The organism is Pseudomonas sp. S2_H01 (assembly GCF_054668305.1).
On record NZ_CP162756.1, the window covers coordinates 6,018,582 to 6,033,576 of the forward strand.

15 protein-coding genes are annotated in these 14,995 nt (G+C 59.6%); 7 read left to right on the top strand and 8 right to left on the bottom strand.

Features of this window, described 5'->3' with window-relative positions; all coding sequences use genetic code 11:
* Positions 1-63: 63 nt before the first annotated feature.
* Genes AB4N84_RS26870 through AB4N84_RS26890 form a run of 5 tightly spaced genes read right to left on the bottom strand, consistent with a single transcriptional unit; the run spans position 64 to position 4,767 of the window.
* Entirely contained in the window at positions 64-999 is a 936-nt protein-coding gene (locus AB4N84_RS26870) for an SMP-30/gluconolactonase/LRE family protein (protein WP_460044010.1), read from the bottom strand.
* A 27-nt stretch (positions 1,000-1,026) separates the two neighbouring features.
* Positions 1,027-1,971, bottom strand: coding sequence for an amidohydrolase family protein (locus AB4N84_RS26875; protein ID WP_460044011.1), 945 nt, complete (start codon positions 1,969-1,971; stop codon positions 1,027-1,029).
* Positions 1,972-2,030: 59 nt separating this feature from the next.
* The gene (locus AB4N84_RS26880) at positions 2,031-2,849 is read right to left on the bottom strand and encodes an SDR family NAD(P)-dependent oxidoreductase (RefSeq protein ID WP_460044012.1); all 819 of its coding nucleotides are present in this window, start codon (positions 2,847-2,849) and stop codon (positions 2,031-2,033) included.
* Positions 2,842-3,420, bottom strand: coding sequence for a carboxymuconolactone decarboxylase family protein (locus AB4N84_RS26885; RefSeq protein WP_460044013.1), 579 nt, complete (start codon positions 3,418-3,420; stop codon positions 2,842-2,844). Before AB4N84_RS26885 ends, AB4N84_RS26880 begins: the two co-directional genes overlap by 8 nt.
* Positions 3,421-3,432: 12 nt before the next feature.
* Positions 3,433-4,767: a cation:dicarboxylate symporter family transporter gene (locus tag AB4N84_RS26890; protein WP_460044015.1), complete on the bottom strand. Its 1,335-nt coding sequence runs from the start codon at positions 4,765-4,767 to the stop codon at positions 3,433-3,435.
* A gap of 168 nt (positions 4,768-4,935) precedes the next feature.
* On the opposite strand from AB4N84_RS26890, the gene AB4N84_RS26895 reads away from it, so the two are divergent.
* From AB4N84_RS26895 to gloA, 3 genes are all read left to right on the top strand, one after another.
* Entirely contained in the window at positions 4,936-5,874 is a 939-nt protein-coding gene (locus tag AB4N84_RS26895) for a LysR family transcriptional regulator (RefSeq protein WP_460044017.1), read from the top strand.
* Between the two features lie 139 nt (positions 5,875-6,013).
* Positions 6,014-6,592 (top strand): DUF1349 domain-containing protein, encoded by a 579-nt coding sequence (locus AB4N84_RS26900; RefSeq protein WP_460047158.1) that lies wholly within the window; start codon positions 6,014-6,016, stop codon positions 6,590-6,592.
* 232 nt (positions 6,593-6,824) lie between these two features.
* Entirely contained in the window at positions 6,825-7,352 is a 528-nt protein-coding gene (gloA, locus tag AB4N84_RS26905) for a lactoylglutathione lyase (protein ID WP_460044018.1), read from the top strand.
* Positions 7,353-7,402: 50 nt separating this feature from the next.
* Here the strand turns inward: gloA and AB4N84_RS26910 are convergent, their stop codons facing one another.
* Positions 7,403-8,653, bottom strand: coding sequence for a serine hydrolase domain-containing protein (locus AB4N84_RS26910; RefSeq protein ID WP_460044019.1), 1,251 nt, complete (start codon positions 8,651-8,653; stop codon positions 7,403-7,405).
* Positions 8,654-8,876: 223 nt separating this feature from the next.
* On the opposite strand from AB4N84_RS26910, the gene AB4N84_RS26915 reads away from it, so the two are divergent.
* Positions 8,877-10,097 (top strand): MFS transporter, encoded by a 1,221-nt coding sequence (locus tag AB4N84_RS26915; protein ID WP_460044020.1) that lies wholly within the window; start codon positions 8,877-8,879, stop codon positions 10,095-10,097.
* A gap of 136 nt (positions 10,098-10,233) precedes the next feature.
* Here the strand turns inward: AB4N84_RS26915 and AB4N84_RS26920 are convergent, their stop codons facing one another.
* Complete coding sequence (locus AB4N84_RS26920) at positions 10,234-11,253, bottom strand: branched-chain amino acid aminotransferase (protein ID WP_074756712.1); 1,020 nt, start codon at positions 11,251-11,253, stop codon at positions 10,234-10,236.
* Positions 11,254-11,511: 258 nt separating this feature from the next.
* Between AB4N84_RS26920 and AB4N84_RS26925 the strand changes: the two genes are divergently transcribed.
* The 3 genes from AB4N84_RS26925 to AB4N84_RS26935 all read left to right on the top strand — a co-directional run bounded on the left by AB4N84_RS26925 (position 11,512) and on the right by AB4N84_RS26935 (position 13,777).
* The gene (locus AB4N84_RS26925; RefSeq protein ID WP_074756714.1) at positions 11,512-12,279 is read left to right on the top strand and encodes an MBL fold metallo-hydrolase; all 768 of its coding nucleotides are present in this window, start codon (positions 11,512-11,514) and stop codon (positions 12,277-12,279) included.
* A 43-nt stretch (positions 12,280-12,322) separates the two neighbouring features.
* Complete coding sequence (locus AB4N84_RS26930) at positions 12,323-12,730, top strand: VOC family protein (protein WP_460044022.1); 408 nt, start codon at positions 12,323-12,325, stop codon at positions 12,728-12,730.
* Between the two features lie 243 nt (positions 12,731-12,973).
* Positions 12,974-13,777 (top strand): NAD-dependent protein deacetylase, encoded by an 804-nt coding sequence (locus tag AB4N84_RS26935; RefSeq protein ID WP_244165904.1) that lies wholly within the window; start codon positions 12,974-12,976, stop codon positions 13,775-13,777.
* 43 nt (positions 13,778-13,820) lie between these two features.
* On the opposite strand, the gene AB4N84_RS26940 is transcribed toward AB4N84_RS26935, so the two are convergent.
* Positions 13,821-14,930, bottom strand: a complete 1,110-nt coding sequence (locus AB4N84_RS26940; RefSeq protein WP_460044023.1) for a DUF2817 domain-containing protein — start codon at positions 14,928-14,930, stop codon at positions 13,821-13,823.
* Positions 14,931-14,995: the final 65 nt, after the last annotated feature.

Sequence of the window (14,995 nt, forward strand, 5' to 3'; positions counted from 1 at the left end):
TCGACAGTAAAAGGGGCGCGGATGTTGTTTTTTTCATAGTGCTTCCTTCATGGCGGGGCGTTTTCAGGCGCCGCGAGTGTTGACGAACAACGAATAAAGAGAGGTCGTGGAGGCCATCAGCAGCCGGTTATTTCGAGGGCCGCCGAAGCACAGGTTGGCGCACCGCTCGGGCAGCTCGATATGACCGATTGCAGTGCCATCAGGTGCAAAGACCCTCACACCGTCGAGCGCTGCGTCGGGGGCGCCCCAACCGCACCAAAGGTTGCCGTCAACGTCTATACGCAGCCCGTCAGGCAGCCCCTCGCCGGCATCAATCAGGACGCGACGATTGCTGACCTCGCCCAGGCGATCAACGTCGTATGCAACGATCCGGCGCGGTCGAGCTCTGGACTCGACCAGGTAGAGGGTTTTTTCATTGGGTGAAAACGCGAGTCCGTTAGGGCCTTCCAGATCCTCGGCGATGCACTGGACAGTCCCGGTGGAGTCAATTCGGTAGAGGTTGGCTGGCAGCGATGGAGTCCCTTGTTGACCCATGTAATCACTGACCAGGCCGAAGGGTGGATCGGTGAACCACACACTGTCGTCAGACCTCACTACGACGTCATTCGGGGAGTTCAAAGGCTTGCCTGCATAGCTGTCGGCCAACACGGTGATGCTGCCGTCATACTCTGTGCGTGTGACTCTGCGCCCCCCGTGCTCACAGACAATCAGACGGCCCTGGCGGTCTCGGGTCATCCCGTTTGCCTGGTTAGAGGGCTGCCTGAACGTACTCATGGCGCCGGTCACTTCATCCCAACGCATTATTCGGTCGTTCGGCAGATCGGTGAGCAAGGCATAACGACCGTCTCCAAACCAGGCGGGGCCTTCTGCCCACCGCATTCCTGTGCCCAGGCGCTCCACTTTGGCGTGGGGCAGCCGGTAGTGTTCGAACCTCGAATCAAGCACGCGTACCCGTGGATCGGGCACGCGGGTGCTTGGACGCCAACTGATTTCGTCCATTACTTACCCCTTTCAGATCAAACGTAATCAGGCGTAGAGGCGAGCCGGGTTGTCGACCATGACTGCTTTCTGCAAGGCAGGTGTGCCGCACACCTGCAGGATGAATTCCATCAACTGAGCGTCGTCGGGGACCGGGCCCTTGATATTTGGATGAGGCCAGTCTGAACCCCAGATCGCCCGATCAGGCGCGCAATCGAGCAGCGTCCTGACTTGATCCATTGCGTGTGGCCATGGCCCTGGCGCGCCTTGCATCGCCCGATCAATACCGGAGAGTTTGATCCAACGGTTCGGTCGCCCGAGCTCAGTCTCAAGTGCAGACAGCACGTCATTGTCCACAGGCTTGGTGAAGTCCGGCCGGGCCATGTGATCGATCACCAGCGGTGTGTCGAGATCTTGCCAAGCCTGCAGAAACGGCATCAGGCCCTTTATTTCGCCATGCACGAGCACGTGCCATCCCAGTGGCGCAACCCGTTCAGCCATTCGGCGAAGCTTGATCGGATCCCGGGCCCCAGGAAGGTGTCCCATCAGGTTGAAGCGGATCCCCCTCAGGCCACCGTCGTGCAACAACTGGAGTTGGTCGTCGGTGGTGTGGTCATCAATGATCCCTACACCGCGATAGCGTCCACCGCTGCTTTTGATTGCGGCCAGGATTGCGGAATGATCTGTACCATAAGGGGCAGCCTGTACCAGCACGCCCTGACTGATGCCCAGACGTTTATGCAGGGCCAGCAATTCGGAAAATGGAGCCGGTTGTGGGGTGTACGCGGCGTTCGCCGGTAGCGGGAACTGTTCCCACGGGCCGTAGATATGCGTATGGCAATCCCACATACCCGTTAAGTTGGAGGGAGTAGACATAGTAGCTCCGAGGGACTCTTTCACCGCGCCGCCGAGCAAGCCAACGCCTGCGGCAGCCACTGCGGTCTGCTTGATAAACAGGCGGCGCGCCGCCTGGCTGGAGGACAGTTCATCCATGGTGCTTCACTCTTATTCTTATAGGGACGAGGGCAACGGCGTGCGAAGCCCCGGGCGTATCAGTCGCAACGAGCGCTCATGCCGCCGTCCACAACGATCTCGGTTCCAGTGACAAAACGGGACTCGTCGCTGGCCAGATAAAGCGCAGCAAATGCGGTATCGCGACCGTCCCCCATGAAACCCAGCGGGATCCGCGCGAGGCGAGAATCGAGGAGCTTGCTGACATCGCCGCCGGTGCGTTGCCCCGCAAGGCGCACTTCAACCATCGGGGTGTGCAGCTGGCCAGGGATAACGGTGTTCACGCGAATGCCTTTCGGGGCGTATTCGACTGCAGTGACCTTGGATAGATGAATAACACCGGCCTTGCTCGCGGCGTATGCAACCTGTGCCGAGCCGGTGAAGCGAATGCCGGACGTTGAAGCGGTGTTGATGATCGATCCACTCCCCTGCGCCTCCATGATCGGCAGTACGTGCTTGCAGGTCAGGAAAACACTCTTGAGATTGAGCGCAATCTGGGCATCGAACTTGTCTTCGGTCAGGGCGACCGCCCCCCCTGCAGCAGAGCCCCCGACGTTGTTCACCAGAATGTCTACCTGGCCGTACGTCTCTTTGCAGGCCGCAACCATGGCAGCGACGGCGTGGCTGTCAGTGACGTCGCAGGCATAAGAGGTGACCTCCCCCCCAAATTCCCGAATGCGCCCTAACGTCTCTTCCATCGCATCCAGGTTTCGATCCACTGCGAACACCTTTGCGCCAGAAGAGGCGAACAAGACTGCAACGGCGCGCCCGTTGCCCCAGCCTGCGCCCACACAGCCTGCGCCGGTCACGATAGCGACTTTGCCCTTCAGGCGATCACTGGTTGGAAGCGTATCAGTCATGGGAAATTCCTTCGCTTAAGTGAGTAGGGAGTTCGGGGGCGGCGCCTGCCGGAGGTGGAACCTCGAACACCTTGATGGTCATGGAAATGAGGGTGTAGTACCCGGCAATACCCACCAGGTCGACGATGGCGTCATTGCCCAACAGGTTCGTGAACTCGCTGTAGAGTGCGTCGCTGATGCCGCGCTGGGCATGGAGTTCGCGAATAAAGCGGTACACCAACACCTCATCTGCTTTTTTGAATGCAGGCTCAACCCCCTCCCGGATCGCGTCGATGATCTCTGGGGCCAGGCCGGCCTCTAACGCAAATGGCTTGTGCGCGGCCCATTCGTACTCAGCCAGCCAGTGGCGACCCATGAGCAGGATCGCGAGTTCAGAGAGACGCGGCTCCAGGCTGCTGTCATACCGGCAATAACGTCCCAGTGCCTGGGAGCACTCCGCGAGCTGCGGGCGATGCAGCCATATCGCAAGAGGGCCGCGTACACCTTTGCGGGGTCCGTTTGCAATGCGGTCATAAACCAACCGCTGGGCATCACTCATTTGCTGCGGATCGATTGGCAAAAGTCGATTCATGACTTATTCCTGTCAGGAGTTCTGAGATTGAGGTTTGCGGGTCGCCTCGATGGCGCCTTCACGAGTAATGGCGTCTGGTGAAGGACGCAGAAGGGTTCGCGATGGAGTGCGGCCGGTCTCACGCTCAAAGGCTTTGGGGTCGAAGGCACCTTCCCATCGGGCAATTGCGAACACGGCGATGGTGTTGCCAACGATGTTGGTGAGGGCTGTGGCAGTTGCCATGATTCGGTCAATACCGAACAGCAGCCCAAGGCCGCTGAGAGGCAGGGTTTGCACGGACTGGAGGGTTGCAGCGAGCTTGATGAATGCGCCGCCGGCGACGGTGGTGCCCCCTTTGGACGTCACGCTGAGGATTGCCAGGAGCCCAAGCTGTTGCCACAGCGAAAAAGGTGTGTCGGTGGCTTGAGCGATAAAGCCGACGGCGATGGCCATGTAGATGGCTGTGCCGTCCAGGTTGAAGCTGTAGCCCGCTGGCAGCACGAAACCCACCACGACTTCATCGCAGCCGCTGCGCTTGAGCTTCTCCACCAGGCGTGGGAATGCCACCTCTCCGGATGCCGTTCCGAAGACCAGGAGGATCTCTTCTCTGATAAGGCGAAGAACGCTGCCGAATGGAAGACCGATTGACCAACTGATCGTACCCAGCACGCCGAAAACGAAGAACAGCGACGCTGCGTAGTAAACCGCGATCAGCTTCAAGAGGTAGAGAAGCGTGTCACCGCCATAGCTGCCAATGGCCGCAGCCATCGCGCCAAATGCTCCGAGCGGGGCAAGCTTCATGATGAAACTGAGCATTTTGAACAGAATGTCCTGGGCTTCGCCTATCGCTCGAACGGCGACCGAGTCCTGTCCGCAGACACGATTGATGGCAATGCCGGCCAGCACCGAGATCAGCAACACCTGGACGATATCGCCTTTAGCGAAAGCGTCTACGAGGGTATGAGGAATCAGGCTAAGCAGATACGAAACCATCGACACACTGCCCGCCGCCGAGGTGGCTTTAACGGCTTCTGCAGACTCATTCATGCCTGTCGCATGCAGGCCGACGCCTGGCTGGACGACGTTCACCAGAACAAAGCCAACGATCATCGCGATGGTGCTGACAACCTCGAAGTACAGGAGCGACTTTATCCCCATGCGTCCGAGCTTGCGCATGTCCTGAACGTGGGTCAGGCCGTGTACGAGCGTGACGAACACGATGGGCGCGAGCATCATTTTCAGCAGTGCAATGAATGCTTGTCCGATGGGCTTCATGGCGATGGCCCATTGCGGGGCGGCGAAGCCGAGGATGATCGCAGCGACGAGTGCGATGAGCACTTGCACATGCAGTTTCTTCAACTGATTCATGGCGTTTCCTCGCCCTTGGAGGGCGTCATTGTTCTTGTGATTTCGTCTGTCGCGGTGGCAACTTGCGAACAGGCGAGGTATTTGTCAGGAGCATAGAAAAAAGCAGAGCTAGGCGCAAAAACCTTATTTTGATAAAAAGCTATGCTTAAAAGGCATGGGAGTCCTGTGATGGACATAAGAGAGCTACGTTCATTTGTAAAAGTCGCGCACGCGGGTGGATTCAGCAGGGCTGCCAGAGAGCTGTTTATCGCGCAACCTGCGCTGAGTCGGCAGATTGCGAAACTGGAGGAGCAACTCCAGGTAGAGCTATTTAACCGTCATGGTCGAGGCGTCGAGCTGACTGCGGCCGGTTCCAGGCTTCTCGAGCGTGCAGAAGTGATGCTGCGATACATGGAAGAAACGACCGATCATGTCCGCAATAGCGCGATTGAAGAGCGCGGCCACCTCGCAATCGGGTTGCCTCCGTCCATTGGAGCAACGGTGGGGCCGCAGCTGATTCGCCGGTTTCGAGAGCGCTGGCCGAAAGCGTCGTTGCATGCGTTGGAAGGCCAGAGTACCTCTCTGCAGGAATGGTTACTTTCCGGACGAATTGAAGTCGCCCTTGTCTATAACCAGCCGCTTTTGGAAGCGTTCGATGTGAGACCGCTCTTCAGTGAGCGCATGATATTGGTCGGCCCACCAGAAGAAGTCTCTCGAAGCGTGCGAATCGGTGCGCTCTCGGAATATCCGTTGATATTGCCAGGCTTACCTCACAGCAATCGTCGGCTTGTAGAGCAGGTTGCCGTCCAAAATGGCTTGCAGCTGAACATCATATTTGAGGTCGATAGCGTCAGCCTGACCAAGAAGCTGGTCTCTGAGGGGATGGGTTATTCAATCATTGCCCACGCGGCAGTGCAGGAAGACATTTCTAAAGGCCTTTTGGTAGGACATCCTATTGAGCGTCCTGGCATTCGATCCACCGTTTCCATGACGACTCTCAAGGACCGTCGGTTGAGCCGTCTGGCGCTGAGTTGGGAAAAAATCGTACTGGAAACCCTGGAGGAGTTGGTCACCGTTGGTGCCTGGGCGGACGCGACCCACTGGCTCGTTCGCGACGCAAGCCAATAGGTTTTTTGACCGACCAGATTGTCCCCGGTCCAGCGCAGAGGAAAACGGGGGCTCAACGCAGGATTCAGCTAATCAATGGTGAGGTAGCACGGTGTGTAAAAAGCAGATTGCAGCGGTCACTCAGGACGTTGAAGTGTCCATTTGGCAAGCGGCCAGTTGGCTGAATAAACCAGGCCTTTGCCAACGCCTGTCTGACGATTCTTTAGAGGTTGTCACTGATTTCCAAACCGATTTTTGGCGCGAAACTCATTACGGGTTCGTTCGAGATAGCGGACATTTCCTGGGATTCGAAACCGCTGGAGATTTTACCGCCCAGGTCAGAGTCAACGCCGATTTTCGCGAGCTTTATGATCAAGCGGGAATCATGGTCAGGCTCAATGAGCACACCTGGCTCAAAGCCGGGATAGAGCATAACGATGGAAGCCCAATGATCTGCAGCGTACTGACCCAGGGCAAGTCAGACTGGGCACCCAGCGGCTTTTCGGGCGACCCAAACGATTTTTGGCTTCGTCTGACCGTTTCCGAGGGTGTGCTGCGCTTGCAATATTCAACAGATGGCAAGACTTGGCCCTTGCTCAGGCTTGCCCCATTTCCAAGGGCAGAAAGCTATACGGTTGGACCCATGTGCTGCACACCGCAGCGGCAGGGTTTGAAAGTAAGGTTTTCTGAATGGTCGCTGAACCAGCCTCTCGGACGAGACCTGCATGATTTGAGCTAGCCAATCGGTGGTGATGCGACGCTCCAGTCGACAGCGATCGTTGTAGGAGCCATCGTAGGTTACGACGGCCGCGAATGCGTTCTGTCTGACGCACCGCCATGGCGACCGTCGTAACCTCCGACGGCTCCTATAGGGTCATGCGTAGCCTCTGAAAAACCGTAGTAATCCGGTATTACCCGCCCGCGAAGCAGGTTGACTACACTGCAAGACCACTCACTACGAGCAGCCTGCCATGTCCTTCGTCAGCGAATCTCAACCCGGTGTCTGCCTGACGCCTGATGCCGTCACCCAGGATTACGTGTTCAACCACACCATGTTGCGGGTCAAGGATCCCGAGCGTTCGCTGGATTTCTACACCCGAGTGTTGGGCATGCGGCTGCTGCGCAAGGTGGATTTTCCCGAGGCGAAGTTCTCGCTGCTGTTTCTGGCGATGACCAAAGGCGGTGAGGTGCCGGACGAAACGTCGGCGCGCATGAGCCATACCTTCAGCCGCGAATCGGTGCTGGAACTCACGCATAACTGGGGCACGGAAAGCGATGACTCGCAGTACCACAATGGCAACAAGGACCCTCGCGGGTTCGGCCACATCTGCTTCTCGGTCCCGGACATCGAAGCCGCCTGCGTACGGTTCGAAGGCCTTGGCGTGCCCTTCGTCAAACGGCTGGACAAAGGCATGAAGCACGTGGCGTTCATCGCCGATCCGGACGCGTACTGGATCGAGATCGTCCAGGCTGACCTGCTCGGCAACCTGGGTCAGTAACCGTCTGGTAAAAGCCGCCCTGATCCGGGCGGCTCCGGTCCGCTGAACGGCTATTTCAGCTCGGCGACCACCGCATCGAAGAACACCATCGGGTCAATGGGTTCTTTGTCGACCGGCTTGGGCTGCGCGCCAAACGTGACGATCACCACGTTGTTGGCCGGGTTGACGTAGATGTTCTGCCCCTGGATGCCCACCGCCGCGTAAGCGCCGTCCTTCTTCGACGGATCGGTCCAGGCGGTCCACCACATGTAGCCGTAATCCAGCTTTTTGCCGCCCTTTAGCGTCGTCGGCATTGTGGCTTCCTTGACCCAGCCCTCCGGCAAGATCGATTTCCCGTCAACCTTGCCGTTATTCATGAAGAACAAGCCGAACCGACCGTAATCGCGAAGCGTGGCGCTGATGCCACTGCCGCCAATCTCCACGCCGTTCGTGGAATCCAGCCACCATTTGGCGTCGCTTTCCATGCCATACGGCTGCCAGATCTTCTGCGACAGGTAATCGGCCAGCGGCATCTTCACCGCGCCACGCACGATTTCGCCCAGGATCTGTGTTTCACCGGTGCTGTAGTTGTTCACCGTGCCGGGTTCCGCGGCTCTGGGCAGTTTGGCCATCAGCGCCACGGCCGACCGCGGCTTCTGTGAAATCTGCGCATTGAGCAACGCGCGACGGTCTGACTTCGGATCCGTGTAGGTCTCGTTCCATTTCACCCCTGATGACATCATCAGCACATCGCGCACGGTCACACCCTCATACGCGCTGCCCTTGAGTTCCGGCACGTAGTCGACCACCTGCGCGTCGAGGCCTTTGATCAGGCCGTCATGAATGGCGGCGGCAGCCAGGGTCGAGGTGATGGACTTGGCGACCGACATCGACATCCAGCGGGTTTTCTCGGTGTTGCCGCGCTGATAGGTTTCGTAGGCGATCTTGCCGTCCTTGATCACCAGCATCGCGGTCACACTGTCCAGCGCGACGTAATCATACAGGTCGTACTGCTTGCCTTCATACGTGAAATGCACGTTGCCCAACTGCTTGTCGGATTTGGGCAATGTATACGGGTGACCGCCGGCCTTGATGGTGTGGGTCGGGAACAGCCGGTCAATGTTGCGATAGGTGCTTACGGCCAGGTCCGGCAACATGGCACCGTCGTAGATTTGCTCGACGGTGCCGATGGCTTCATGGGCATGGGGGTATTCGGCATCTGCGGCCCAGACACCCGAAACGGTGCCTGTCGCGAGCAGGCTCAAGGAAAGGGTCAGCGGTTTGAGTCGCTGAAAGGGACGAGAAACAGCGCGTGTGAACATAAAGCTTCCTTCTTCTTAATTGACCTTCTTGTTTATTGACGTTGTTGCGAGGTCGGGACTTCTGCCCGCTTGAACCATAGTCCACTGGCTAGCAATCCACCCCACCGTCAGTTAAGCGTTTGCAGAACCTGAGGTGTGAAATCCTGTACGCGACGCAATGTCGATGCCTTTCACACTGGCGTCGTTTTTCTTGAACATGCCTTTCTCACACAACGGACTGCACATGACCGCCCCCATCACCCACCAGACTGCCAAGCCTTCACCGCGATTGTTCAGCCTGTTCTGCCTTGCCAGTTACCTGCTCTCGATGGCGTATGGCTCGACGTTCCTGCTAGCACTGCTGATCAGCAACCACGGCGGTAATGAAAAGGATGCAGGTTCTGTCATTTCGGCGGCCATGATCAGCACCTTCATCGCCGTGGTGTTTTCAGGCCATTTGTGCGACCGCCTGGGCGCTGCGCGCTCGATTGCGCTTTGCGGCATCGCGCTGGTCATCGCCAACATCGGCTTTGCCGTCAGTGCGAACCACCTGCACCTGATGATGCTGTTTGGCCTGGTGCTCGGGGTTGGCTGGGGCGTGTTCTACACCTTGGGCCCGATCATCGTGGCGATGATCGTCGAACCCGCCCAGCGCGCCCGTTACTTCGCGTTGTTGTCCGGCAGCATGATGAGCGGGATCGGGTCCGCACCGCTGCTGGGGCGGCTGGCCACTCAATCGGGGCTGCCCGTTTCCTCGGCATTTTTCATGTCAGCCCTGGCAAGCGTGGTCGGGGTGATGCTGTTCTGGCGTCTGGCAGGCGACCTCAACCGACTGCCTGACCGGTCGGGCGCCGTGGCGTCGAAGCTTTCGCTGACAGGTGCGGTCGCGGTACTGCGCTCCAAAGCGATGTTCGCGATTGTAATGGTCGGGCTGGGCGGTGCCATCTTCGGCGGGCTGTCGAGCTTCCAGACCCGCTACGCACATGACCACTCACTGGATTACTCACTGTTTTTCATCGGTTTCATGAGCGCCGCGATTGCCGGGCGGATGCTGGTGGCCGGCATCGTCGTCAGACGCGATCCCTACGTCATGGCGTGTCTGCTGTCAGGGCTGATCGTCGTCTCGATGCTGATGTTTCAGTACGTCGTCGCCAGCAGCCTTGGCTATCTGTTGGCCGCGATCGTGCTGGGCGTCGGATACGGCCTGACCTATTCGGTGATCAACGGCCTGGCGGCCAACGAAGCCCCCGCGGGCAAAACGACCCAGTCGCTGTTGTTGTTCAGCCTGGCGTACTTCATCGGAGTGTTCGGTTTTCCCTTGCTGGCGGGCAAGGTGATCGTCGAGAACGGGATGTCAGTGATGCTGACGATCTTGCTGGGCGTGGCGGTGGTGAACTGGTTGATTACCGTGGGGCGGCTGGTGTGGCGGCGTAATGCGGTCTCTGCACGGCCTCTCGAAGGTTGACCGCGCGTAATGTACCTACGTGCAGTCCCCACACTGCACCTGCGCGCCCCGACCGCATGAGCAAACCGCTAACGCCACCCAAACAAAACCACCGCCATAAGGCGGTGGTTTTATTAAGCGTTCGCTTCGGTCAGGTTCAGACCTTGACGACCCAACCCGCCGGGCCTTCGATCTCGCCGAACTGGATGCCGGTCAGTTCCTTGTACAGGCGCTGGGTCACCGGACCGACTTCGGTCTCGCTGTGGAACACGTGCAGCTTGTTCTGGTAGCTGATCCCGCCGATCGGGGTGATCACTGCGGCGGTACCGCACGCCCCCGCTTCCTTGAACTGATCCAGCTTGTCGATGAAGACTTCGCCTTCGGTGACTTTCAGGCCCAGACGGCTCTCCGCCAGTTCGATCAACGACAGGCGAGTGATGCCTGGCAGCACCGACGGCGATTTCGGCGTGATGAACTGGTCATCATGCGTGATGCCGAAGAAGTTGGCCGAACCGACTTCTTCGATTTTCGAGTGGGTCAGCGGGTCGAGGTAGATCGCGTCGGCAAAGCCGTTCTTCTTGGCTTCGGCGCCCGGCATCATGCTCGCGGCGTAGTTGCCGCCGACCTTGGCCGCACCGGTGCCCTGAGGGGCGGCGCGGTCGTAGCTGGAGATCACGAAGTTGTGTGGTTTCATGCCGCCCTTGAAGTAAGGGCCGACCGGAATGCAGAACACCGAAAAAATGAATTCAGGGGCAGCCCGCACGCCGATGTTGTCGCCCACACCGATCACGAACGGACGCAGGTACAGGGCGCCGCCGGTGCCGTAGGGAGGAATGAAGCGCTCGTTGGCACGCACCACGTCCTTGCACGCTTCGATGAACATGTCGGTCGGTACGTGTGGCATCAGCAGACGCGTGCAGCTGCGTTGCATGCGCGCGGCGTTCTGGTCCGGGCGGAACAGGTTGATCGAACCGTCTTTGGCGCGATAGGCCTTCAGGCCCTCGAAGCACTGCTGACCATAGTGCAGCGCGGTCGAGCCTTCGCTGATGTGCAGCACATTGTCTTCGGTCAGGGTGCCCTTTTCCCACTGGCCATCACGCCAGGTGGACAGGAAGCGTTTGTCGGTCTTGATGTAGTCGAAACCCAGCTTGTCCCAATTAATGCTCTCGTTACCCATGACACCCTCTATTTCCTGACCAGCGCGCCCGGCGTTGGCGGGGGCTGGTGTTTCATCAATATGGTCGTGAAGGCCCGGCACAGGACTGGCCTACACCGATGTTGCGCCATATTACTGATTTTTTGCCCGACAAACCGCCTCCAACGCACACGACCTTAAAAAGAACCGCCAAAGACCCGCCAAGGTGGTTCAAAAAAACCGGACAACCTGCGACGCTGACGGCGGTTCTCCTCTTTCACCGGGACCGAGGCACGCGCCATGCTGAGAAAAGTCGCAGACCAGTGGTATTCGCTCGAGAAGATCGACGACGCCATCACGCTGATCACCGAACCCCATGTCACCCCGTGGTTGCGCTGCAATATCTGGCACATTCGCGGGCGCGATCAGGATGTCGTGGTCGACACCGGCATGGGCATCTGCAGCCTGCGCGAGGCCGCGAAGAACCTCTTCGGCCAGCGCATCAGTGCGGTGGCCAGTCATGTGCATCTGGACCACGTCGGCTGTCACCATGAGTTCGATCAGTGCCTGGTTCACAGCGCCGAAGCCGATGGCCTGCGCGGGTCGGACGGCTATTTCACGTTGGTCGAGCCCGACTTCGACCCAAACGACTTCAGCCTCGCGACCCTGGGCGGCGAGCGGCTGGGGCCGATCATCAGCGCCCTGCCCTCACCCGACTACGACTTGAACAGCTGGAAGATCCAGGCCGCCCACGTCACACGCACGCTGGAAGAAGGTGATGTCGTGGACTTGGGTAATCGCCATTTCGAGGTGCTGCACCTGCCCGGCCATTCACCGGGCAGCATCGGCTTGTGGGAGGCATCGACCCAAACGCTGTTTTCCGGCGATGCCATTTACGATGGCGAACTGCTGGACAACCTCGTCCACTCCTCAGTCGAGGACTACGTACGCACCATGCGACGCCTGCGAGCACTCCCCGCCCGGGTGGTGCATGGCGGGCATTGCAAGAGCTTCGGCCGCGAACGGTTGATCGAGCTGGCAGACGGCTACTTGAAAAAATTCGACTGAATGCGCCTCCCGCGCGCCCAACGTTCACCTTCAAGGAAGAACCATGACCACACCCCTTGACCTGCCCAAACACGGCGCCGTGCTGTTCGCCAAAGACCTGCCACGGGTCGCGGCCTTTTACCGAGAGGTGGTCGGCATGACGCAGACGGTCACGGAGACCCGGTTGATCGTGCTGGAATCGGCCACCTATCAACTGGTCATCCATGGCATCCCAAAAAACGTCGCCGACCGCCTGAACATCACCACGCCCCCCGAACGGCGGGTCGATCTGCCGACCAAGCTGGTGTTTCCCGTCGCCCGACTGGCCGACGCCCGGACCGCTGCCGCTGCGCTGGGTGGCCAGATCGATGCGCCTGGCACCCAGTTCGCCGCCCGAGGTTTTGTGGCGTGTGACGGCTTCGATCCGGAGGGCAATGTGGTGCAGTTTCGTGAGGCAGCGCCGATCTGGTGAACACCGGATGGCCTGCAAGAGCGAGCTTGTTCAGGAAAACAGCATGTCAGTCGACTTCACCGTCACTGGGCCGACGCCTTCGCGAGCAAACTCCCACAGGGTCGATTTCAATCGCAAGACCGCGCATTCGCTCAAAGCACAAATCACCCACCTCGTTTAGTATCGGCGCACCGCCGCTTTCACGAGGACCTGTGCATGTCCGATACCTTTGCCCACACCGATGTCAAATCCCTGCTGCACTGGATGAACGAGCGTTCATTCGTCGCCCTGACGGGCGCGGGCATCAGCACCTCTTCCGGCATCCCTGACTATCGCGACAGCGACGGTGTGCGTCGCGGTCGGCAACCGATGATGTTCCAGGAATTCCTCAACGCCCCCGAGGCACGCCGGCGTTATTGGGCCCGCGCCATGCTCGGCTGGCCACGGGTGCGCGCCGCTCAGCCTAACGCCGCGCATGAAGCGCTGGCCACGCTGCAACGTCACGGCATCATCAGCGGCGTGATTACCCAGAATGTCGACACCCTGCACGATCAGGCCGGCAGCCATGATGTGGTCGAACTGCACGGCAGCCTGCACTGGGTGCTGTGCCTGGACTGTCGGCAGCGCACCGAGCGCGACCTCGTTCAGGTCACGCTGCTGGAACACAATCCCTACCTCGCCGGTGTCGACGCCATTCAGGCGCCCGACGGGGACACCCTTCTTGAGCCGGCCTTTGAAGAACGCTTCCAGGTCCCACATTGCCCGCACTGCGGTGGTGAGAGAATGAAGCCGGACGTGGTGTTCTTCGGGGAAAACGTCGCGCCGCCCACCGCCGCCAAAGCCATGGCCCGGGTCGAACAGGCCGAGGGGCTGCTGGTGGTCGGCTCGTCGCTAATGGCGTATTCGGCGTTTCGCTTGTGCCGCGCCGTCGCCGATCAGGGCAAACCGCTGATCGCCATCAACCTGGGCAAAACCCGCGCGGATGATCTGCTGGATCTGAAAATCGGGGCGTCGTGCGAGGTGTTGCTGCCAGCACTGACCCAGCGCCTCGTTGACGGGCTGGCCTGAGCGGCGCGGACTCCACCCAGACCCAGCGTGCGCCTGCAAAGCCTCAGCGTGCGATGCCCGGCAGCGCGGCCAGCGCCTTCTCCCAGATCTGCCGCGTCCTCACCCACACCACTTCCTGCCAGTCCGGGTCGGCGGGGTAAAACTGCTCCAGCAACCCTTGCTTGATCGCGCGACCGGTTGCGTCCAGCGGGTCGCCGTGAAGGTGCAACCAGTGATCGTCACGCAGATGCCCATGCACGATCTCGCCGGCGTAGGTCCCGCACTCGATGACAAACGGCATCAGATGAACACCCGGCAATGCGTCCAGCAGCATCTGTGAGGTGTAACCCGTGGAAGTCGCTGCCACACCGGTCTCACTGACCTGATTGGCCCCTGTAATCAGGGTGAACAGCCACGGACCGAACAGCGCTTGTGCATCGGCGAGCGCGGGATAGGCTGACTCCACAATGCTCATCAGCATCGGATGACCGTAATCCCCCGCCCCTGTGTGGAGGTCGAAGCACGCCGCCACCTCGACGCCGCTCAGGTGTTTGTCGACAATGGCGCGCAACGTCCGGTTCGACCAGCTCGGCCCAGTCCCGCCATAGAACAGCCCGTCCGCAAACGCGTATTGCCCGGCTTCCACCACCGACATCAAGCCTGACCAGCCCCGCTGCGCGACAGCGGCGTTGAACCGCGCGTCGACCTGATCACGCTGCGGCCCGCGCAGTTGCTCGCAGCTATAAAAGGCATGCACATCGTGGTAGGCACGGTTGTCAGGCAGCGGCTGGCTGAAATCCAGGTAATTGCGGTTCTGGTCGAGATTGTCTTCGTTGACGCGGCGCATCCACGCAGTGCCCCACGGGTTGATCAGGTGAATCATCAGCACCGCCACGCCTTCAGGCAGCGTGCGGCCCTTCAAGCTTTCCAGCCAGCGACTCTGACAGTCGGAACCGTAATACCCCTCCACGCCATGTGTGCCGCTTAACGCCACCAGCACCTTGCTGGCATCCGGTGCACCGATCCAGGCCACGTCGGTGAACAACGCTTCGCCGAACGGCCCCTGAAGCGGATGCGGGTATTCACTCAGTGCCGCACCCACACCGCTCGCAGCCTTCAGAAAACGTTCACGCAGTTGACGGTAACCGGGCTGCTCAGGAAAAAACTGGCTCATCAGGACCCTCTCAAGACTCAGGAACATGGGCAGTCGATGCAGGCGTGAACGCTGTCAATCGACCG